Annotated in this window: 19 protein-coding genes; 6 read left to right on the forward strand and 13 right to left on the reverse strand. The window is 72.8% G+C overall.

Translation table 11 applies throughout. The features are described 5' to 3' along the window. Positions 1-8: 8 nt before the first annotated feature. The 4 genes from ID574_RS15990 to ID574_RS16005 all read left to right on the forward strand — a co-directional run bounded on the left by ID574_RS15990 (position 9) and on the right by ID574_RS16005 (position 4052). Positions 9-1250: an ABC transporter substrate-binding protein gene (locus tag ID574_RS15990; protein WP_188189694.1), complete on the forward strand. Its 1242-nt coding sequence runs from the start codon at positions 9-11 to the stop codon at positions 1248-1250. 116 nt (positions 1251-1366) lie between these two features. Continuing rightward, positions 1367-1978, forward strand: a complete 612-nt coding sequence (locus ID574_RS15995) for a TetR/AcrR family transcriptional regulator (RefSeq protein ID WP_223166738.1) — start codon at positions 1367-1369, stop codon at positions 1976-1978. 88 nt (positions 1979-2066) lie between these two features. Continuing rightward, on the forward strand, positions 2067-3215 hold the full coding sequence (locus ID574_RS16000) for an acyl-CoA dehydrogenase family protein (RefSeq protein ID WP_188190255.1): 1149 nt from the start codon (positions 2067-2069) through the stop codon (positions 3213-3215). 75 nt (positions 3216-3290) lie between these two features. Further along, positions 3291-4052 (forward strand): crotonase/enoyl-CoA hydratase family protein, encoded by a 762-nt coding sequence (locus tag ID574_RS16005; protein ID WP_188189696.1) that lies wholly within the window; start codon positions 3291-3293, stop codon positions 4050-4052. Positions 4053-4131: 79 nt separating this feature from the next. Here the strand turns inward: ID574_RS16005 and ID574_RS16010 are convergent, their stop codons facing one another. The 10 genes from ID574_RS16010 to ID574_RS16055 are packed head-to-tail and all read right to left on the reverse strand — an operon-like array spanning position 4132 to position 14546. Next, positions 4132-4593 carry a MaoC family dehydratase gene (locus ID574_RS16010; protein ID WP_188189697.1) on the reverse strand — a complete coding sequence of 154 codons (462 nt, stop codon included), beginning with the start codon at positions 4591-4593 and terminating at the stop codon, positions 4132-4134. Then, complete coding sequence (locus ID574_RS16015; protein ID WP_188189698.1) at positions 4590-5801, reverse strand: acetyl-CoA C-acetyltransferase; 1212 nt, start codon at positions 5799-5801, stop codon at positions 4590-4592. Before ID574_RS16015 ends, ID574_RS16010 begins: the two co-directional genes overlap by 4 nt. After that, complete coding sequence (locus ID574_RS16020; RefSeq protein WP_188189699.1) at positions 5794-6654, reverse strand: HTD2 family dehydratase; 861 nt, start codon at positions 6652-6654, stop codon at positions 5794-5796. Before ID574_RS16020 ends, ID574_RS16015 begins: the two co-directional genes overlap by 8 nt. Then, a complete protein-coding gene (fabG, locus tag ID574_RS16025; RefSeq protein ID WP_188189700.1) occupies positions 6651-7388 on the reverse strand; it encodes a 3-oxoacyl-ACP reductase FabG in 738 nt (245 codons plus the stop codon). Before fabG ends, ID574_RS16020 begins: the two co-directional genes overlap by 4 nt. Positions 7389-7395: 7 nt before the next feature. Continuing rightward, positions 7396-8550: an acyl-CoA dehydrogenase family protein gene (locus ID574_RS16030; protein ID WP_188189701.1), complete on the reverse strand. Its 1155-nt coding sequence runs from the start codon at positions 8548-8550 to the stop codon at positions 7396-7398. A gap of 17 nt (positions 8551-8567) precedes the next feature. Then, positions 8568-9761, reverse strand: a complete 1194-nt coding sequence (locus ID574_RS16035; RefSeq protein ID WP_188189702.1) for a CoA transferase — start codon at positions 9759-9761, stop codon at positions 8568-8570. Continuing rightward, on the reverse strand, positions 9758-10930 hold the full coding sequence (locus ID574_RS16040) for an acyl-CoA dehydrogenase family protein (protein ID WP_188189703.1): 1173 nt from the start codon (positions 10928-10930) through the stop codon (positions 9758-9760). The genes ID574_RS16035 and ID574_RS16040 overlap by 4 nt, the downstream gene beginning before the upstream one ends. A gap of 3 nt (positions 10931-10933) precedes the next feature. Continuing rightward, positions 10934-12619, reverse strand: coding sequence for a class I adenylate-forming enzyme family protein (locus ID574_RS16045; RefSeq protein ID WP_223166739.1), 1686 nt, complete (start codon positions 12617-12619; stop codon positions 10934-10936). Beyond that, on the reverse strand, positions 12616-13758 hold the full coding sequence (locus ID574_RS16050; RefSeq protein WP_188189704.1) for a CaiB/BaiF CoA transferase family protein: 1143 nt from the start codon (positions 13756-13758) through the stop codon (positions 12616-12618). Before ID574_RS16050 ends, ID574_RS16045 begins: the two co-directional genes overlap by 4 nt. Further along, on the reverse strand, positions 13755-14546 hold the full coding sequence (locus ID574_RS16055; protein ID WP_188189705.1) for a crotonase/enoyl-CoA hydratase family protein: 792 nt from the start codon (positions 14544-14546) through the stop codon (positions 13755-13757). The genes ID574_RS16050 and ID574_RS16055 overlap by 4 nt, the downstream gene beginning before the upstream one ends. Before the next feature lie 140 nt (positions 14547-14686). Between ID574_RS16055 and ID574_RS16060 the strand changes: the two genes are divergently transcribed. Both ID574_RS16060 and ID574_RS16065 read left to right on the forward strand, forming a co-directional pair. Next, positions 14687-15580 (forward strand): LysR family transcriptional regulator, encoded by an 894-nt coding sequence (locus ID574_RS16060; protein WP_188189706.1) that lies wholly within the window; start codon positions 14687-14689, stop codon positions 15578-15580. Between the two features lie 103 nt (positions 15581-15683). Beyond that, positions 15684-17315: a long-chain-fatty-acid--CoA ligase gene (locus tag ID574_RS16065; protein ID WP_223166740.1), complete on the forward strand. Its 1632-nt coding sequence runs from the start codon at positions 15684-15686 to the stop codon at positions 17313-17315. On the opposite strand, the gene ID574_RS16070 is transcribed toward ID574_RS16065, so the two are convergent. The 3 genes from ID574_RS16070 to ID574_RS16080 form a co-directional block, all read right to left on the reverse strand. Beyond that, positions 17246-18139 carry a LysR family transcriptional regulator gene (locus tag ID574_RS16070; RefSeq protein WP_188189707.1) on the reverse strand — a complete coding sequence of 298 codons (894 nt, stop codon included), beginning with the start codon at positions 18137-18139 and terminating at the stop codon, positions 17246-17248. The two genes, ID574_RS16065 and ID574_RS16070, sit on opposite strands and share 70 nt — an antisense overlap. A gap of 32 nt (positions 18140-18171) precedes the next feature. Further along, a complete protein-coding gene (locus tag ID574_RS16075) occupies positions 18172-18936 on the reverse strand; it encodes an SDR family NAD(P)-dependent oxidoreductase (protein WP_188189708.1) in 765 nt (254 codons plus the stop codon). Positions 18937-19100: 164 nt separating this feature from the next. Further along, positions 19101-20246 carry a thiolase family protein gene (locus ID574_RS16080; protein WP_188189709.1) on the reverse strand — a complete coding sequence of 382 codons (1146 nt, stop codon included), beginning with the start codon at positions 20244-20246 and terminating at the stop codon, positions 19101-19103. Positions 20247-20425: the final 179 nt, after the last annotated feature.

Here is a 20425-nt window from a genome sequence, read left to right on the forward strand (position 1 = left end):
GAGAACCCATGAACCGGTCCCGTCCGCGCGTCCTCGCCGCGGCCGCCCTCGCGGTCGCCCTGTCCGTCACCGGTTGCTCCACCAAGGCCACCACGTCCGCGAACGGCGCCGCCCCCGGCGTCAGTGACTCCACCATCAAGCTGGGCATGCTGCTGGACCTGTCCGGTGCGTTCGCCACGTCCGGCAAGACCAGCAACACCGCCAGCCAGTTCGCCGTCGACGAGATCAACGCGGCCGGCGGCGTGTGCGGGCGGAAGATCGAGCTGGTCGTCCGGGACCACGGGTACGACGTGCAGAAGGCGGTCACGGCCTACGACGAGGTCGCGCCGCAGGTCCTCGGGTTCCTCAACGTCTACGGCTCGGCGGTCACCTCGGCGCTGCGCGACAAGATCGCGGCGAACGACGTGCTGGTCGGCCTGACGGCGTTCGCGCCCACCCTGCTCGGCGACCCGCATCTCATCGTGGTCGGCTCCACCTACGACATCCAGGCGATCAACAGCGTCGACTGGATGGTGCGCGAGGGCATGCTGAAGAAGGGCGACACCCTGGGGCACATCTACATGCAGGGCGAGATCGGCGAGAACAGCCTGAAGGGCAGCACGTTCGCGGCGGAGAAGCTGGGGCTGAAGCTGGCGAGCCGGCAGATCAAGCCGACCGACGCCGACCTCACCAGCCAGGTCAACGCGATGAAGGCGGCCGGCGCCAAGGCGATCCTGCTGGACTCGACGGCGAAGCAGACCGCGGCGGTGGCCAGCGCCTCCCAGGCCGCCGGGCTGGACGTGCCGATCATGGGGAACGTGGCGACGTTCGCCACCAGCCTGCTGTCGACGGCCGCCGGGCCCGCGCTGATCAAGCGCTACCACCGCGTGTCGGGCATCGGCCTGCTCAGCGCGGACACCCCCGCGGTGAAGAAGCTCGCCGACGCGTGGAAGGCCAAGTTCGGAGCGCAGCAGCCGGAGTCGGGCGGCGCGGTCGTGCTCGCCTACCTGTCCACACATCTGTGGGCCAAGATCATCAATGGTGCGTGCGACGACCTGACCCGCAAGGGCGTGCTGGCCGCGCGTGCCAAGGTGACCAGCTTCAGCATCGACGGGCTGGGTCCGGCGCTGGACCTGTCCGACCCGGCGCAGCCGACCTCGCGGGCGAGCCAGATCCACCGGCCCGACCAGGGCGTCTACGCGGGGATGAAGCTCGTCGAGGACTTCAAGGTGTCCGACCTCGCCAAGGAGTATCAGGTGAAGGCGGGCTAGCTCCGGCCGGGCGGCGTCCCGGCGGCACGATGATCTGACGTTCGACGGGTGTGGAATAGGATGCAGCAATGGCGACACGCGGCACGGCCGATGCGGCGGATCGGCAGTCTCGGGCGGTGACCAGGGGAAACGGGCTCGCCGCGATCATGCGGTCGGCGCGTGACATCTTCGCCGAGCGCGGCTACCACGGCGCCTCGATCCGGGACATCGCCAAGGGCGCGGGGCTGAGCCTCTCGGTGCTCTACTACTACCACGCCGGCAAGCAGGAGCTCCTCCACGCGCTGCTGGAGGACGCGCTCGACGACTGCTGGCGGGGCTGCGAGACGGCACTTGCCGCCGCCGCGGACGACCCGGCGGCGCGGCTGAGCGCCTTCGTCCAGGCCACGGTGGAATACCGGGTGCGGCGCCAGGTCGACAGCCTGCTCGCGCTGCGCGAGCTGCGCAACCTGGAGCCCGAGCGGCTCGAGCGCTTCGTCGAGCGGCGCGACGCGCTGCCGAAGCTGCTGCGTGAGATCATCGACGACGGCGTGGCGCGCGGCGTCTTCGCCACTCCTCATCCCGACGAGGCGCAGCGCGCGATCCTGGCGATGTGCAACGCCATCGCCCAGTGGTACCAACCCGCCGGCGACCTGAGCGTCAGCGATCTGGTCGAGCGGTACGTCCATCTGGCCCTGACGGTCGTGCAGCACCGCCCGCCGGCCCGCAAGCCGCGCGCCAAGAGCCGCTGACGTCCCCCGCCGAATCCCGACATCGCCGGCTTGCGCGCCGTACTTAACGATCGTTCGACAAGCCGTCCTGCCGGCAGAGAGAGGAATGATGCGACGCACCGTCTTCGACGAGGACCACGAGGCGTTCCGGGCCACTGTCCGCGACTTCCTGGTCCGCGAGGTCGTCCCGGTCTACCCCGAGTGGGAGAAGGCGGGGGCGGCGCCCCGCGACTTCTACCGGCTGGCGGGCAAGCTGGGCATCCTCGGCCTGCAGGTCCCCGAGGAGTACGGCGGCGGGGGCCAGCGCAGCTTCAAGTTCAACGCCGTCGTCAACGAGGAGCTGGCACGCGCGAAGCTGGGCCTCGGCCCGGTGCGGGTGCACACCGACATCGTGCTGCCGTACCTGTTGCGCTACACCGGCGAGGAGCAGAAGCGGCGCTGGCTGCCCGGGGTGGCCAGTGGCGAGCTGATGACCGCGATCGCGATGACCGAGCCGGGCACCGGGTCCGACCTCGCCGGCATCGCCTCGACCGCGGTCCTCGACGGGGAGCACTATGTGCTCAACGGGGCCAAGACCTTCATCACCGGCGCCGTCAACGCCGATCTCGTGCTCGTCGTCGCCCGTACCGCGCCGCCGGCGGACGACCGGCGGGCGGGGCTGAGCATCCTGGTCGTCGAGTCGGCCGCGCCCGGCTTCTCGGTGGGCCGCAATCTGGACAAGCTCGGGCTCAAGGCGCAGGACACCGCCGAGCTCGCCTTCGCGGACGTGCCCGTCCCGGCGGCGAACCTGCTGGGCGAGGAGGGCCGCGCGTTCGACTACCTCCGGCACAACCTCGCGCAGGAGCGGCTGTCCATCGCGGTGAACGCGCAGGCGGCGGCCGCGACGGCGCTGGAGGTCACGCTCGCGTACGTGGGCGAGCGGAACGTCTTCGGCCGGCCGCTGTCCGGCTTCCAGAACACCAAGTTCGTGCTCGCCGAGTGCGCGACCGACGTGGAGGCGGGCCAGGCGCTGGTGGACCGCGCGCTGGAGGAGCACGACGCCGGGGGGCTGAGCGCGGCCGACGCGGCCAAGGTGAAGCTCTTCTGCACCGAGCTGCAGTCCCGCGTCGTCGACAAGTGCCTGCAGCTGCACGGCGGCTACGGGTACGTGCTGGAGTACCCGATCGCCCGCATGTACGCCGACGCGCGGGTCACCCGCATCTACGGTGGCACCAGCGAGGTCATGAAGAGCATCATCGCCAAGTCCATCGGGCTGTGAACCAGGGAGCACGCCAATGAGCACGGAGCGAACCCGACGTAGTGAGCGGAGCGAATGAGGAGCGGTGAGCGACCAATGAGCACTGTGCTGACCGAGTTCGCCGACGGTGTCGCGGTCATCACCATCAACCGGCCGGAGGCGCGCAACGCGGTGGACCTGGAGACCACCAAGGCGCTGGCCGCCGCCATCGACGAGCTCGAGTCGCGGCCCGAGCTGCTGGTCGGGATCCTCACCGGCGCCGGCGGCACGTTCTGCTCGGGCATGGACCTGAAGGCGTTCGCGCGGGGAGAGAAGCCCGCCCTGCCGGGGCGCGGCTTCGCCGGCATCACCGAACGTCTCCCCGAGAAACCGCTGATCGCCGCGGTCGAGGGGTGGGCCGCCGCCGGGGGCTGCGAGCTGGCGCTGGCCGCCGATCTCGTGGTCGCCTCCCGGGAGGCCGTGTTCAGCCTGCCCGAGGTCAAGCGGGGGCTGATCGCGGTGGGGGGCGGGCTGTTGCGGGTGGCGAAGGCGCTGCCGTACCACCTCGCCATGCGGTTGGTGCTCACCGGTGACCCGCTGCCGGCCGTGCAGGCGCACGCGTACGGGCTGGTGAACGAGCTCACCGAGCCGGGCGGCGCGCTGGAGGGGGCGCGGGCGCTGGCCGCCAGGATCGCCGCCAACGCGCCGTTCGCGGTGCGCGCGTCCAAGCGGATCCTCGCCTCGTCGGTGGACTACACCGACGAGGCGGCGTTCGCGGCGCAGCGGGAGGTGTGGGCCGCGGTGGCGGCCTCCGCCGACGCGCAGGAGGGCCCCCGCGCCTTCGCCGAGAAGCGCCCGCCCGTCTGGCAGGACCGCTGATTCGGGCCGGGCGCGGTCGGGACGAGGGCAGGCGCGGACGAGGGCAGGCGCGCGGATGAGATGCTCCATGCCGGAATCCTCAGGCCTCGAGAATGAGCGTGATGGTCTCGGCGACGCAGGCGGGCTTGCCTCCCCCGTCGAGCTCGATGGTGTAGCGCGTCGTGAGCAGGGCTCCCGCCGCGCTCTCCCGCAGCTCGGCGAACGTGGCCAGGGCCCGCAGGCGCGATCCGGCGGGCACGGGCGAGGGGAAGCGGACCTTGTTCACGCCGTAGTTGACGCGGGCCCGGCCCAGGTCGAGGCGGAAGAGCCGCTGCCCGAAGCCCGGGATGAGGGACAGGGTGAGGTAGCCGTGCGCGATCGCGCGGCCGAACGGCCCCGTCGCGGCCCGTGCGGGGTCGACGTGGATCCACTGGTGGTCGCCGGTCGCGGCGGCGAAGGCGTCGATGCGCTCCTGGCCGACGACCAGCCAGTCGCCGGGCCCGAGCGGTTCGCCGAGGGCGCTCCCGACCTCCTCCAGTGAGGTGAAGACGCGCGGGCTCATGCCGTCACCCGTTCGAAGACGGCGGCCAGGCCCTGGCCCCCGCCGATGCACATCGTCTCCAGGCCGTACCTGGCCTCGCGCCGGTGGAGCTCGCGGGACAGCGTCGCCAGCATGCGCACGCCGGTGGCGCCGACCGGATGGCCGAGTGAGATGCCGGAGCCGTGCACGTTCGTACGCGCCAGGTCCTCGTCGCCGAACGTCCACTCCCTCATGACCGCCAGCGTCTGTGCCGCGAACGCCTCGTTGAGCTCGATGAGGTCCATGTCGTCCAGCGAGAGGCCGGCCCGGCCCAGCGCGGCCGCGGTGGCGGGGACCGGGCCGATGCCCATGGTCTCCGGCTCGACTCCGGCCACGGCCCACGACACGAGGCGGACCAGCGGCCGCAGGCCGAGCCGTTCGGCGCGTTCGGGCGTGGTGACGAGGCACATGGCAGCCGCGTCGTTCTGGCCGCTGGCGTTGCCCGCGGTGACCGTCGCGTCCGGTTCGGAGCCGAGCAGGATCGGCTTGAGCCCGGCCAGGGACTCCAGGGTGGTGTCGGCGCGCGGGTGCTCGTCGGTGTCGATCACGATCTCGCCGTTCCGGTGCTTGACCGGGGTCGGGATGATCTCTTCGGCGAGGATCCCCGCGGCCTGGGCCGCGACCGCGCGCCGGTGGGACAGCAGGGCCAGCTCGTCCTGTTCCCGGCGGGAGATCGCGTACGCGCGGCGCAGGTTCTCGGCCGTCTCGATCATGCCCCCGGGGACGGGATGGCTCCGGCCGCCCGCCGTCTGCCGGGCGCGGACGAGGCTGTCGTGCATCGCGATGCCGTTCCTCGCGCCCCATCGCATGTCCGCCGAGTAGAACGTGGCGTTGCTCATGCTCTCCGTGCCCCCCGCGACGACGACCTCGTGGACCCCGGTCTGCACCTGCATGGCGGCGTGGATGACGGCCTGCAGCCCCGAGCCGCACCGGCGGTCGAGGTGGAAGCCGGGGACGTGGACGGGCAGCCCGGCGTCGAGCGCGACGACGCGGCCGATCGCGGGCGCCTCGCTGCTGGCGTTGCAGTGGCCCAGGACGACGTCCTCGATCGTGTCCGGGGCGATGCCGGTGCGTTCGATGAGCCCCTTGAGCGCGATGACGCCGAGGTCGGCCGCCGTCAGGCTCTTGAACCTCCCGCCGTAGCGCCCTATCGGGGTGCGGACGGGCTCGCAGATGACCGCTTCACGCATGGCCGGTCCCTTCCTCCTCGATCGTCAACGTGCTGCAGGGCTCGGGGTCCGCGCCGAACAGGCCCAAGGTCAGCGGTGTGGCGTCCCCGACCCGCCGGAGGCGGGCGGCCTGGCCGCAGAACAGGGGTCTGCGGTTGCGGTGCCGCATGCGGACGACTCCACCCCGGTGCCCTTCGAGGCGGAGGACCTCGGCGAGGGCGAGCGTCATCAGCGGGCCGTGCACCACCAGGCCGGGGTAGCCCTCGACGCGGGTGGCGTAGGGCCAGTCGTAGTGGATGCGGTGCGGGTTGGCGGTGGCCGCGCTGAAGCGCATGAGGAGCGTCGGATCCGTGGCGAAGTCCCACGCCCACTCCCCCGCCCGGGTGAAGGGCGCGCCTGCCGGGACCGCGGTGGCCGGATCCGCGGCGGCGGGTGCGGCGGGCCCGGCGTCGCGGTAGATGAGGTCCTGGCGCTCCTCGAGCGCGAGCTTGTCGTCCTGGTACAGGCCGGTGGCGACGACCACGACGACGAGGCGGCCCGAGCGCCCGGTCTTCTCGGTGACCGACTCCACGCGCGCCTCGCGCCGGAGCGTGCCTCCCACCGTGAGGGGGGCGTGGAAGACGACCTCGCCGCCGGCGAACATCCGGCGCGGCAGCTCCACCGGAGGCAGGAACGATCCGCGGGCCGGATGGCCGTCGGCGCCGAGCAGGGACGAACGCGGCCAGCGGGGCAGCGCGACCCAGTGCCACAGCGGCGGCAGGGGGTCGCCGGGGCCGATCGCGGGCGTGCCGTCGTCGAACAGCGCGGACAGCGCCGCCACGGGATGGGGGTCGACGGTCTCGGTCGTGACGACGGTGTGCGGCTCCCAGCTCACATGAACCGTCCGCCGGTCACTTCGAGCACCGTCCCGGTCATGTACGACGACAGGTCGGAGGCCAGGAACAACGCCACCGTGGCGACCTCGCGCACCTCGCCCGCCCGTCCCATCGGGATCTCGGCCAGCTTCTGGTCCCACACCCTCTGCGGCATCGCCTCGGTCATGGCCGAGCGGATCAGGCCCGGCTGGATGCAGTTGACGCGGACGCCGTGGTGCGCCAGCTCCTTGGCGGCGGCCTTGGACAGGCCGACGATGCCCGCTTTGGCCGCGGAGTAGTTGGTCTGGCCGACCATGCCGACCTTGCCGGACAGCGAGGAGATGTTCACGATCGCGCCGCTCTTCTGCTCGCGCATGACGGCGGCGGCCTTGCGGGTGCCGTTCCAGGTGCCCTTGAGGTGCACGTCGATGACCTGGTCGAACTGCTCCTCGGTCATCGTGCGCATCGTCGCGTCGCGGGTGATCCCGGCGTTGTTGACCATGACGTCCAGCGAGCCGAACGCCTCCAGCGCAGTCTGGATCAGCGCGTCCACGTCCGCGGCGCGCGTGACGTCGCAGCGCACCGCGCGGGCCGTGTCCGGGCCGCCGAGGTGCTCGGCGGCCGCCTGGGCGGCCTCCAGGTCGAGGTCGCCGAGCACGACCCGCGCGCCTTCGCCGGCGAAGACCTCCGCGATGGCGAGCCCGATGCCCTGGGCTCCTCCGGTGACGACCGCGGTCTTGTCGTTGAGCAGCATCTGTTCCTCAGGTGACGGGGTTGCGGGCGATCAGCTGGGCGGCGATGACGTTGCGCTGGATCTCGTTGGTGCCCTCGCCCAGGATCATCAGCGGGGCGTCCCTGAAGTAGCGCTCGACGTCGAACTCCTTGGAGTAGCCATACCCTCCGTGCACGCGCATCGCGTCCAGCGCCACCTGCATCGCGGCCTCCGAGGCGAACAGCTTGGCCATTCCGGCCTCCATGTCGGCGCGCCCGCCCGCGTCGAGCCGGCGGGCGGCGTCCTCGGTGAGCAGCCGGGCCGCCCGGACCTTGGTCGCCATGTCGGCCAGCAGGTTGCCCACCGACTGGTGTCTCCAGATCGGCTTGCCGAACGACTCACGTTCCTGCGCGTAGCGGACGGCGTCGTCGAGCGCGGCCCGCGCGACGCCGACCGCGCGGGCGGCCACCTGGATCCTGCCGACCTCGAGCCCGCGCATCATCTGCGCCCACCCCTGGTTCGGCTCGCCGCCCAGCACGGCCGACGCGGGCACCCGCATCTCGTCGAAGACGAGCTCGCAGGACTCGACGCCGCGGTAGCCGAGCTTGGGGAGGTTCTTGGAGACGGTCAGGCCGTCGCCGGGCTCGACGAGCAGCACGCTCATGCCCCGGTGCGCGGGCCGCGCGTCCTGATCGGTCACGCAGAGCAGGCCGATCAGGCCGGAACGGCGGGCGTTGGTGATCCACGTCTTCGAGCCGTTGATCACCAGGTCGCCGCCGTCGGCGACCGCGCGGGTGCGCATCGCCTGCAGATCGCTGCCGCCGCCGGGTTCGGTGAGCGCCATCGCCGCCCTGATCGTGCCGTCGGCCATCCGGGGCAGGTAGCGTTCGCGCTGCTCCGGGGTGCCGAACGTGCTGATCAGGTAGGTGATCACCGAGTGTCCGCCGATGGCGCCGGCCAGGCTCATCCACCCGCGGGCCAGCTCCTCGGTCACCCGGGCGAAGCACTCCGTGCTGACCTCCACCCCGCCGTACTCCGCGGGCGCGAGCAGGCCGAAGAAGCCCAGCTTCTTCATCTCCTCGATGAACTCGGCGGGGTACTCGTCCACCGGCTCGTAGTCCCGCACCCGCGGCCGCACCCGTTCGTCGACGAATTCGCCGGCGAGGGCGACGATCTCCCGCTCGTCCTCGGTCAGTCCACTCATGATCACTCTCCGCTCCGTCATTCCCCGCCTCGGATGACGCCGTTCTTCCGCAGCGTCGCGAGGTCCCGCTCGGACAGTCCGAGCTCGCCCCGCAGCACCTCGTCGGTGTGCTGGCCCACGAGCGGGGACGCCGCCGGAGGCGGCTGCTCGTCGTCCATCACCACGGGCGATCCCGGCGCCCAGTACGTGCCGACCCCGGGCTGCCGCAGCTCCGCCATCAGCGGGTGCTCCGGCAGCAGCGCGGCCAGCTCGGCGAAGCTCCGGTACCTCGACCACAACACGCGCGTGGCCCGCAGCGCCTCCTCCGCCTCGGCGAGCGTGCGCCGCTCGAACCAGGCCGCGATCAGGTCGCCGAGCACCTTCCTGTGCCGATAGCGCTCCGACTCCTCGGCGAAGTCCGCGCCGAGCGCGTCGCCCAGGGCGGAGACCACGTCGGTGAGGCCGGTCGCGGCGAGGAGGTCACGCCAGTGCCGGGCGGTGAGCGCCACGATCATCAGCCGTCCGCCGTCGGCGGTGGCGAAGTCGCGCCCGAACGTGCCGTAGACGTGGTTGCCGTCGCGGTGCCGCGGTGTGCCGCCCAGCTGCGCCTCGGCCAGGTGGCCGAGGTTTCCCGCGGTCGCCAGGGCGACGTCCTCGAGCGCGACCCGCACCTGCCGCCCCTCCCCCGTGAGCAGGCGATGCCGCTCGGCGGCCAGCAGCCCGGCCGCCAGGTAGAGCCCGGCGGCGACGTCCCAGGCGGGCACCACGCTGTTGACCGGCCCCGTCGTGTCCTCCGCTCCGGTGAGCAGGGGGAATCCGGTCGCGGCCTGGACGGTGTAGTCCACCGCGGGCCCGCCGTCCCGGCGGCCGGTGAGCAGCACGTGGATCACGTCGGCGCGCCGCGCCCGCAGCGCCTCGAAGGTCAGCTCCGGGTGGTGATCGGAGTTGGTGATCACGATCCCGCCGCCGGTGACGACCAGGTCGGCGACGAGCCGGCGGCCTTCTCCGGCGGACAGGTCCACCTCGATGGCGCGCTTGCCCTTGTTCAGCCCCGACCAGTACAGGCTCGTCCCGCTCCCGGCCAGCGGCCAGCGTGTGCGGTCCGCCGCCCCGCCGATCGGCTCCACCCGGATCACGTCCGCGCCGAGCTGGGCCAGCGTCATCCCGCTCAGCGGGGCCGCCACGTAGCTGGAGATCTCGACGATCCGCAGGCCCCGCAGCGGACGCGTCACCGGTGTGCCTCTCTGAGCAGTTGCTTGGCGATGATGACCTTCTGCACCTCGCTCGTGCCCTCGTACAGCCGGAACAGGCGGGCGTCGCGATAGAACCGCTCGACCGGGACCGACCGCATGTATCCCAGGCCGCCGTGGATCTGGACGGCGCGGTCAGCCACCCGGCCGACCATCTCCGAGCAGAACAGCTTCGCGCACGACGGCGCCATGCGGCGGTCGCTGCCGTCGTCGTACGCCCGCGCCGCCTCCAGCACCATCGCCCGCCCGGCCATCAGCTCGGTCTGCGAGTCCGCGAGCATCGCCTGCACCTGCTGGAACTCCGCGATGGGACGCCCGCCCTGCCGGGTGGCCGCGGCATGGGCGACGCTCTCTTCGACGAGCCGCCGGGCGAGCCCGACGCAGACCGCCGCGATGTGCAGCCGGCCGCGCGCCAGCGAGCGCATGGCGGCCGCGAACCCCTCGCCCTCGACGCCGCCGACCAGCGCGGACTCGGGCACGAAGACGTCGTCGAGGAAGACCTCCGCGGTGTGCGCGCCGCGCTGCCCCATCTTCTCGTCCTTGGGGCCGACGCTCAGTCCTTCAGCGCCGGACTCGACCACGAAGACGGAGATGCCCTTGGTGCCCCCGGTGCCGGCGCTCGTGCCGGCGCTCGTGTCGGCGCTCGTCCTGGCGAAGACCATGAACAGGTCGGCCCGGTCGGCGTTGGTGATGAACCGCTTGTGCCCGGTGAGCCGGTAGCCGCCCTCGACCCGGACCGCCCGGGTCCGCAGCCCGCTGGGGTCGGAGCCGGCCTCGGACTCGGTCAGCGCGAACGAGGCGATCTTGGCGCCGGAGGCCAGGCCCGGCAGGTGGCGCCGCTTCTGCTCCTCGGTGCCGAAGTTCACCAGCACCTGGCCCGCGATGCCGTTGTTGGTGCCGAGCATCGAGCGGAAGGCCGGCGCGGTGTAGCCGAGCTCCATCGCCAGCCGCACGTCCTCGATCATGGTGAACCCGAGCCCGCCGTACGCCTCGGGCAGCGCGTAGCCGAAGAGCCCCATGTCGGCCGCCTTGGCGCGGATGGCCTCGGGGATCTCGTCGGTCTGCTCGATGACGTCTTCGGCGGGCACGACCTCTTTGCGCACGAAGGTGCGCACGGCGGCGAGCACCGCCTGGAACGCTTCGGTCTCCACGGTTCAGCTCCTGACGGTGGTGGGCGGCTGCGCGAGCCGCGCGCGCAGCTCGGCTTTGAGGATCTTCCCGGCGGGCGAGGTGGGCAACGCGTCGACGACGTGGACGGCCCGGACCTTCTTGTACGGCGGCACGCGCTCGGCGACGAACGCCATGACGGCCTCCGGGTCGATGACCGCGCCCTGCCGCGGCACGACGAAGGCGACCGGCTCCTCCCCGACGTCCGGCACGGGCCTGCCGACGACCGCCGCCGCGCCCACGTCGCGGTGGCCGTGCAGGATGTCCTCCAGCTCGCGCGGATAGACGTTGTAGCCCTTGTAGATGAGCATGTCCTTGGTGCGGCCGGAGATGAAGACGAAGCCCTCGGCGTCGACGTGGCCGATGTCCCCCGTGCGCAGCCAGCCGCCGGCGAACTGTTCGGCGGTGGCCTCCGGCCGGTTCAGGTAGCCGGCCGTGACCTGCGGGCCGCGTACCCACAGCTCGCCGGGCTCGTCCGGGCCGAGCACGGCCGCGCCGTCGCCCGGCGAGCGGACCTGCACCGCGGTGTCGAAGATCGGCAGGCCGACGCTTCCGGGTTTGCGCCGGGCGCCGCGCAGCAGCGGCGCGGCGGTCACCAGGCACGTCGCCTCTGTGAGCCCGTACCCCTCGCTGACCATCGCGTCGGGGAAGGCGGCGGCGAGCGCCTCCAGCGTGGCCGGGTCCATCGGGGCGGCGCCCGAGGAGACCACCCGGACCGAGGACAGGTCGCGGGCGCCCAGCTCGGGGCTGTCGAGCAGCGCGTGCCACATCGCCGGGCTGCCGGTGACGTAGGTGGCGCGGTGGCGTTCGACGTCCGCCAGGAGGAGCCCCGGGTCGAAGCGGCCGGGAAGCACGACGGTGGTGCCGCACAGCAGCAGGAAGTTCACGTTGATGAGCGCGTGCGCGTGGAACAGCGGCGCCACCGACACCGTGACCGCGTTTCCCGGGCTCACCCCCGCGTCGAGCACGCCGGGGATCGGGCGGAGCCGGGCGCCGCCGCGGTCGGCGACGAGCAGGTGGGCGGCGCGCCAGGCGGTCATCTGGACGACGTTGGCGACCACGTTGCGGTGCAGGACCCGTACGCCCTTCGGGTCTCCGGTGGTGCCGCCGGTGTAGGCGATGTGGGCCACGTCGTCCGGGGTGACGGCGGTCCCGGGGGCGGCGGCGGGCCGGCCCGCGACGAAGCCGGCGAGGGTCACCGCGCCCGCCGGAGTGCCGTCCGGGGGGTGGTCCGCGGGCGGGACGACCACGATCGTGCGCAGGGCGGAGTCCGGCGCGGCCGCCCGCAGGGCGGCGACGTGGGCGGGGTGGCTGACGGCGAGGACCGCGCGGGTGTCGAGCAGCTGGGCGCGCAGGGCCGGGGCCGGCTGCAGCGGGTTGGCCGGTGTCACGCTCGCGCCGGCGAGCAGCGCTCCGTAGTAGCCGACCAGGAACCACACGCTGTTGGGCAGGTGGAGGAGGACGGCGTCGCCGTCGCGGACACCGGCGTCGCGCGCGGCGTGCGCGAACGCGGCGGCCCGCGCGTGCAGCTGGGCGAAGGTGAGCCGCTCCGGCCCGTCGACGACGGCCGTTCGGTCGCCGTACAGGCGCGCCGCGGTGGTGAGCAGCTCTCCTGCGGTCAGCTCGGGGTAGTCGAGCGTGGCCGGCATTCCCGCCGGCCAGTACGCGCTCACCGCACCGCCCCCTCCGCCAGCAGGCTCTCGATCTCCTCGGAGGTATGCCCCAGTTCGGTGAGGATCGCACGGGTGTCCTGGCCGGGGACCGGCGCGGACGCCGGCCTGCCGCAGGGGGTGCCGGCGAACCGGGGCGCGGGCCCGGGGTGGATCGCGCCCGCGCCGTCGCCGGTGAAACTCCCCCGCGCGGCGTTGTGGGGGTGAGCGGCGACCTCGTCCATGGTCAGCACCGGTGTCACGCACGCGTCGACGCCGGCGAAGCGCTCGGCCCACTCGTCGCGGGAGGCGTTCTTGAACGCCTTGGCGAACGTCTCCCGCATCGCCGGCCAGGTGTCCGGGTCCCGCTGGGCGGCGGGGTCGACCTCGTGGGCGACGCCGAGGACGTCCACCAGCTCGGCGAAGAAGGCCGGCTCGATGGCGCCCACCGCCACGTGCCGTCCGTCGGCGCACTCGTAGGTGTCGTAGAAGGGGGCGCCGCCGTCGAGCAGGTTCGCGCCGCGCTCGACGGTCCACGCGCCCTGCGCGTACCGTCCGTAGATCATCGCCATCAGCAGACCGGAGCCCTCGACCATCGCCGCGTCCACGACCTGGCCGCGTCCCGACGTGCGCGCGTTCAGCACCGCGGCCAGCACGCCGAGGGCCAGCAGCATGCCGCCGCCGCCGAAGTCGCCGACGAGGTTGAGCGGCGGCGTCGGGGGGTGGTCGGGGCGGCCGATCGCGGCGAGGGCGCCGGACAGCGCGATGTAGTTGATGTCGTGGCCGGCCCGCATGGCCAGGGGCCCGTCCTGGCCGAAGCCGGTCATGCGGCCGAAGACCAGCCGCGGGTTGCGCTCGGCCAGCACCCCGGGATCGAAGCCCAGCCGCTCGGCCACGCCGGGCCGGAAGCCCTCCAGCACCGCGTCCGCCGTGTCGATCAGGGCCCGCACGACGGCGGCGCCGCGGGGGTTCTTCAGGTCGGCGACGAGGGAGCGGCGCCCGCGGTCGAGCACCGGGTTGGGGCGCGTGTGCCGATCGGCGGGGCGGTGCACGCGGATCACCTCCGCGCCCAGGTCGGCCAGCATCATGGCGGCGAAGGGGACGGGCCCGATGCCGCCCAGCTCGACGACGCGCACTCCGGCGAGGGGACCGCTCCGGCTCATCGGCCCCGCCAGTTCGGCCGGCGCTTCTCGGCGAAGGCGCGGGCGCCTTCCTTGGCGTCCTCCGAGGCGAAGACGGGCTCGATGATCAGGCGCTGGCGGGCGAACCGCTCGGCCTCCGGCCACTGCTGGTGCTCCATGATCACCCGTTTGCTGGCGAGGGTGGCCAGCGGGCCGTTCTCCGCGATGCGGGCGGCCAGCGCGAGCGCCTCGGCGAGCGCCTTCCCCTCGTCGGTGAGCCGGTTGACGAGGCCGATCTCGTACGCCCGCGCGGCCGTGACGAGGTCGCCGGTCAGCGCGAGCTCCATCGCGATCTGCGGCGGGACGCGGTGCGGCAGGCGCAGCAGCCCCCCGGCGGCGGCCACCAGGCCCCGTTTGACCTCCGGGATGCCGAACATGGCCGTCCGCGCGGCAACGACGAGGTCGCACGCGAGGACGATCTCGCAGCCGCCCGCGAGCGCGTACCCCTCGACCGCGGCGATCAGCGGCTTCTTCGGCGGCGCCTCGGTCAGGCCGGCGAACCCCCGGCCCTCGATGCTCGGCCGCTCGCCGCGCAGGAATCCCTTCAGGTCCATTCCCGCGCAGAAGGAGTCCCCGGCCCCGGTGAGGACGCCGACGGAGAGATCGTCGCGGCGGTCCAGCTCGTCGAGCGCGGCGGCGATGCCCTCGGACACCGCCCGGGTGACGGCGTTCTTGGCGTGCGGCCGGTTGATGGTGATCACCGCGATGCGCGACTCGTGACGCACCAGCACGTCGTCGCCGGCGGCGGCCGTGCTGCTCTCCTTTGTCATCGTGCTCCTGGGCGGACGGGGAACGGGGTCGGCCGGTGGTGTCCCGGCGTACCCCGACTGCATCATCAGCGGGCGGGCAGGCGCAAAGACCAGGGAGCGTATGGATCTATCGGCGCTGCCTATGAGTAGAGTTCGGGGGCATGGACCTGCGGCTCGTCGCGTACTTCGTAGCGGTCGTCGACCACGGCGGCGTGACGAAGGCCGCCAGGGCGCTCTACGTCGCGCAGCCGTCGCTGTCCCAGGCGATCCGCACCCTCGAACGCCAGCTCGGCGCCCAGCTGTTCGACCGGTCCGGCCGCGGGCTCACCCTGACCGCCGACGGGCGGGCGTTCGTCGCGCCCGCGCGGCAGATCCTGGCCGACGTCGAGGCCGCCAAGCGGCGCGTGCACGCGGTCAGGGATCTGGTCACCGGGCGGCTGGAGATCGCGGTGCTGTCGGCGCTGTCCGCCGACCCCCTGCCGGAGCTGACCGGCGCACTGCGCCGGCGGCATCCGGGCATCCTGGTCACCGTACGCGATCCCGGCAGCTCGTCCGGGGTCCTGAGCCAGGTCCGCCAGGGGGAGGCCGAGCTGGGGTTGACGGACTTCCCGGTGAAGAGCGACATGGTGCGGACCCGCGACCTCTGGGAGGAGGAGATCGCCCTCGTCCTCCCCCCGGACCTGGCCGCCGCGCTGCCCGACCCGGTGCCGCTGGCGGCGGTCGCCGGCATCCCGCTGGTGCTGGAATCCTCGCAGGCGGGCGGCCGGGCCGCCATCGACCCCGCCATCGATCGGGTGCTCGGGCAGGCCGTCGGCTTCGTCGCCGTCGAGTGCGCGCACCGGCAGGCGATCTGGGAGCTGGTCATGCACGGCGCGGGCGCCACGTTCCTCCCCCGGAGGATCGCCGAGACGGAGCTGCGCAACGTTGTCGTGCGGTCCACGTCGCCGCCGGTCCGGCGGACCGTGCGGCTGGTGTTCCGGCCGGGACCGCTCTCCCCCGCCGCCGCGGCGTTCCTCGACGTGGCGGCCGACCTGAGCCGGGACCGCCTCCCATAGGTTCGGCCTATCGGACGATGCGGCGTTCCCTCTTTGCGCCGCGCCCTCCGTGATGGTCGACTCTCAGGAGCGTGTCTCGGCCGCGGATGCGAAGGAGAATCGAGTGAACCCGCCATCGGCCTACTCGGGGATGACCATCAGCGACCAGCTCGCCAGGCACGCCCGCTCCGTCCCCGACGCCGTGGCGCTGCGCATGGACGGGGTGGATCGCACGTACCGCGAGCTGGACGCGCGGGTCAACCGGCTGGCCCATGCCCTCGCGGCGCGGGGCGCCGGGCCGGGCGAGCGGGTCGTGGTGATGGCGTCCAACACGCTCGAGATGCCCGAGGTCTTCTTCGCCTGCGCCAGGCTCGGGGCCATCTGCGTGCCGGTGAACTTCCGGCTGCACGCCGAGGAGGTGGCGTACCAGCTGGCCGACAGCGGAGCCGTGCTCGCCGTCGTCGAGTCCGGGCTGGCCGCCACATTCGCCCGGGCGTGGAAAGACGTGCCGACGGTGCGGCACTGCCTGGTCGTCGGGGCCGGCGACGAACCCCTCACGGACATGGAGCGGTACGACGACGCGCTGCGCGACGCTCCCGGCACCGACCCCGGCGTGGTGGTCGACCTCTACGCGCCCGCCTTCATCATGTACACCTCCGGCACGACCGGACGCCCCAAGGGCGCGGTGCTCACGCACTACAACCTGGCCGTCCAGACCATGAGCAGGTTCGCCCACATCGGCGTGCCGAGCGACTGCCGAGTGTGGTTGATCAGCACCCCGCTCTTCCACATCGGCGGCCTGGCAGCCCTGCTGTCGAGCGTCATGGTCGGCGGGCGGACGGTGATCGCCAGGTCGGGCCGGTTCGATCCGGTGGGGACCGTGGACCTGCTCGAACGCGAGCGCATCGGCTACGTCTTCCTCGTCCCCGCCCAGTGGCAGGCGGTCTGCGACGTCCCCGGCATCGCGGACCGGGATCTGTCGGCCCTGCGGCTCATCTCGTGGGGCGCCGCGCCCGCGACGAAGGCGTTGTTGCACCGCATGATCGAGACGTTCCCCGGCGCCCGGTTGCTCAGCGTGTTCGGCCAGACGGAATCCAGCGCGGTGTCGACCGTGCTCCTCGGCGAGGACGCGCTCCGCAAGATCGGATCCGTGGGAACCCCGCTGGTCAACGTCGAGGTCCGCATCGTGGACGAGCAGATGGACGACGTGCCGCGGGGCGAGATCGGCGAGATCGTCTACCGGGGGCCGACGATCATGACGGGCTACTGGAACAAGCCGGCCGAGACCGCGGCGGCCTTCACCGGCGGCTGGTTCCACTCCGGTGATCTCGTCCGCCAGGACGAGGACGGCTACATCTACGTCGTCGACCGGCTCAAGGACATGATCATCTCGGGTGGCGAGAACATCTACTCCGCCGAGGTGGAGGAGGCCGTCGCCGCCCACCCGAAGGTGGCGGAGGTGGCCGTGGTGGGCGTGCCGGACGAGCGGTGGGGCGAGACGCCGCTGGCCGTCGTGGTGCCCGCCCACGCCGCGGACTCGCCAACCACCGAGGAGATCCGTCAGTGGTGCCGGACGCGGCTGGCGGCGTACAAGGTGCCGCGGCGCGTCGCCGTGGTCGCCGAGCTGCCGCGCAACGCGAGCGGGAAGATACGCAAGCACGAGCTGCGCGAGGCTTACGGGCAGGCTTACGGGCAGGACGCCTCGGCCACGCCGACGAACGCCCGGCCCGCCGGCGACAGCGCCGCGGGGTCGTAGACCAGCCCGTACGCCCGGCTGATCCGCGGCTCCAGGGAGCGCACCACGGCGCCCCGGGCCGCGGCGGCCTCGGCCATCGATCGTTCGAGGAAGGTGGCGCCCACGCCGGCGAGCACGAACGGCAGCCGGGCCTCACGGTGCTCCACCACCACGGACGGCCGGATGGCCCGGCCCGCCGCCGCGACCGCCTGCTCGATCTCGCCGACCGCCAGGGAGCTGCCGCGCGGCACGGTCACCTGCGGGAGGTCCGGCAGCTCGGCCAGCGGCAGCGGATCCGGCAGCGAATCCGACAGGGGCGCCGAGCCGGGAGGGAGGACGAGCCAGTATTCCTGCACCCCGAGCTCACGGACCGCCAGGCCGGCGCAGTCCATCGCGGGGAGGTGGCAGACCACGATCTCGCAGTGCCCCTCCCTGATCAGGGAGGCCGCCGCCGTCTCGTCGCGCAGGTCCCCGATGCGGATGGAGACCTTCGGGAACTCCCTGCGGAAGGCGCCGACCAGGCGGGCCACCGGATCGGCGGACAAGGCCGCCATGGCGAAGACGTCGAGCCGTCCCCGGGGCCGTCCGGCCGCGTCGACGAGCGAGCCCTCCGCGGCGACGACGTCGCGCAGGATCCGGCGCGCGGGCCCGACCAGGCTGTGCCCGGCCGAGGTGAGCACCACGCCCCGGCCGATGCGGTGGAACAGCGGGACGCCGAGCTCCCGCTCCAGCCCCTGGATGGCCTGCGAGACGGTGGGCTGGGCCACGTCGAGCACGGCCGCCGCGGCGTTGATGCCGTTGTGGTCGACGACCGCCAGGAAATACTTGATCTGGTGCAGGTCCACGGCCTGACTGTATCCAGGCCCTTCCATGGGGCTCAGCGTGGCGCCATGCGGATGGCGCCGTCGAGCCGGATGGTCTCGCCGTTGAGGTAGCCGTTCTCCAGGATTTGGCACGCCAGCTGGGCGAACTCGTCCGCGCGGCCGAGCCGGGCGGGGTTGGGCACGGCGGCCTCCAGCGAGCTCCGCACGTCCTCGCGCAGCCGCGCCAGCAGGGGCGTGTCCATGATCCCGGGCGCGATCGTGCACACGCGGATCGACCGGCTGGCCAGGTCACGGGCGGCCGTCAGGGTCATGCCGACGATGCCGGCCTTCGCCGCGGTGTAGGGGATCTGGCCGATCTGGCCCTCGTACGCGGCGACCGACGCGGTCAGCACGATGGCGCCGCGCTCGCCGTCGATCTCGTCCTGGCGGGCCATGCGGGCCGCGGCCAGGCGCAGGGCGTTGAACGAGCCGACCAGGTTGAGCTTGATCACCCATTCGAAGTCCTCCAGGGACCCGGGGTTGCCCTCCTTGTCCAGCAGCCTCAGCCGGCGGCCGGCGCCCGCGCAGTGCACGAGCCCTCGCAGGCCGCCGAACTCGCCGGCCACGTCGAGCGCCGCCGCGAACTGCTCGGCGTCGGTGACGTCGGCGGCGGCGAACCTGGTCGCCTCGCCGAGCTCCTTGACGACGTCGGCGCCGGCGGAGCCGGGCAGGTCGATGACGACGACCTTGCCGCCCGCGGCGGCCAGCCGCCGGGCCGTCGCCAGCCCGAGGCCGGAGGCGCCTCCTGTGACGGCGGTGCACAGTCCTTCCAGACGCATGTGAGCAGTCCTCTCTTCAGAGACCCTTGCGAGTGATCGGGGTGTTACGCCCCCGAGGAATCGCGCACCTCTTCGTGGTTCATGTATGACGCTCAGTCGCACGGTGACGGGATGGAACGCACCCGGCCCGGACGGGCCAGGCAAGAGCTGCAAGCTCCGGGCCTTCAGGCCCGAGTCGTTGACAGCAGTTCGAGGATGGTCGCGTTGGCCATGCCGCCCGCTTCGCACATGGTCTGCAGCCCGAAGCGAAGGCCCTGGTCCTTCATGTGGTGCACGAGACGCGTCATCAGGACGGCGCCCGAGCCGCCCAGCGGGTGGCCCACGGCGATGGCCCCGCCCAGGGGGTTGAGCCGGTCGCCGGGTGCTCCGGTCTCGGCCTGCCAGGCCAGCGGGACCGGCGCGAAGGCCTCGTTCACCTCGAAGGCCCCGATGTCGTCGAGGCGCAGGCCCGACTTCTTCAGCGCCTTGGCCGTGGCCTCGATGGGCGCGGTCAGCATGATGACCGGATCGCCGGCCGCCAGCACGGCGGTGTGCACCCGGGCGATCGGCCGCATCCCGCGCGCCCGGGCGAGCTCGCCCGAGGTGATGAGCAGGGCGCCCGCGCCGTCGGAGATCTGTGAGGCGTTGCCCGCGGTGATCACGCCGTCCTCGCGGAACGCGGTTCTCAAACCGGCCAGCGTCTCCACCGACGAGCCGCGGCGGACGCCCTCGTCGGCCCGCAGGCACCCCACGGGGGCGAGCTGCCCGTCGAGCGTGCCCGCGTCGGCGGCCGCCGCCGCCCTGGCATGGGAGCGGGCCGCGTACTCGTCGAGCCGCCGCCGGGACAGGCCCCACCGCGCGGCCATCATCTCGGCCCCGATGCCCTGGTTGAATCCGGGCACGCCGTAACGTTCGAGCACCTCGTCCGGGTACGGCCGGCCGTCCCGCGCGGCCGAGCCCATGGGCACGCGGCTCATCGACTCGACGCCGCCGGCGATCACGAAGTCGTAGTGGCCCGCGACGACCCCCGCGGCCTCGAAGTGGATCGCCTGCTGGCTGGAGCCGCACCGGCGGTCGACCGTCGTGCCGGGGACGGACTCCGGCCACCCGGCCGCGAGCACGGCGACCCGTGCGATGTTGCCGGACTGGTCCCCGACCTGGCTGACGCATCCCCAGATCACGTCGTCGATCTCGGCCGGCTCCACTCCGGTGCGCTCGGCGAGCGCCTTCAGCACATGTGCCGAGAGGGTCGCGGGGTGAACGCCGGACAGGGCCCCGTGGCGCTTTCCGATGGGAGTGCGAACCGCATCGACGATGACCGCGTCCCTCACGGACGTCTCCTCACGTGCTGAGTGCCGGAACAGGGCTGCAGGAGCCGTTCGCAATCAATCACGCGCCCCCGGCCCGGCACAAAGCCCTGATGCCGATCGGGGATATCGCCCATACCTATATGAACCGCGTCGAGAGCAGAAAGGGCCTGGACCTCAGACGAGGTCCAGGCCGGAGCGAC

It is taken from the genome of Nonomuraea sp. SYSU D8015 (assembly GCF_008065375.1).
Lineage (GTDB): Bacteria > Actinomycetota > Actinomycetes > Streptosporangiales > Streptosporangiaceae > Nonomuraea.

Bases quoted from the DNA above. Each gene is read 5' to 3' on its own strand.
- ID574_RS16030 (WP_188189701.1), bottom strand. From the start codon at position 8,550: ATGAGTGGACTGACCGAGGACGAGCGGGAGATCGTCGCCCTCGCCGGC.
- ID574_RS16060 (WP_188189706.1), top strand. From the start codon at position 14,687: ATGGACCTGCGGCTCGTCGCGTACTTCGTAGCGGTCGTCGACCACGGC.
- ID574_RS16050 (WP_188189704.1), bottom strand. From the start codon at position 13,758: ATGAGCCGGAGCGGTCCCCTCGCCGGAGTGCGCGTCGTCGAGCTGGGC.
- ID574_RS16015 (WP_188189698.1), bottom strand. From the start codon at position 5,801: ATGCGTGAAGCGGTCATCTGCGAGCCCGTCCGCACCCCGATAGGGCGC.
- ID574_RS16010 (WP_188189697.1), bottom strand. From the start codon at position 4,593: ATGAGCCCGCGCGTCTTCACCTCACTGGAGGAGGTCGGGAGCGCCCTC.
- ID574_RS16000 (WP_188190255.1), top strand. From the start codon at position 2,067: ATGCGACGCACCGTCTTCGACGAGGACCACGAGGCGTTCCGGGCCACT.
- ID574_RS16005 (WP_188189696.1), top strand. From the start codon at position 3,291: ATGAGCACTGTGCTGACCGAGTTCGCCGACGGTGTCGCGGTCATCACC.
- ID574_RS16055 (WP_188189705.1), bottom strand. From the start codon at position 14,546: ATGACAAAGGAGAGCAGCACGGCCGCCGCCGGCGACGACGTGCTGGTG.
- fabG (WP_188189700.1), bottom strand. From the start codon at position 7,388: ATGCTGCTCAACGACAAGACCGCGGTCGTCACCGGAGGAGCCCAGGGC.
- ID574_RS15990 (WP_188189694.1), top strand. From the start codon at position 9: ATGAACCGGTCCCGTCCGCGCGTCCTCGCCGCGGCCGCCCTCGCGGTC.
- ID574_RS16075 (WP_188189708.1), bottom strand. From the start codon at position 18,936: ATGCGTCTGGAAGGACTGTGCACCGCCGTCACAGGAGGCGCCTCCGGC.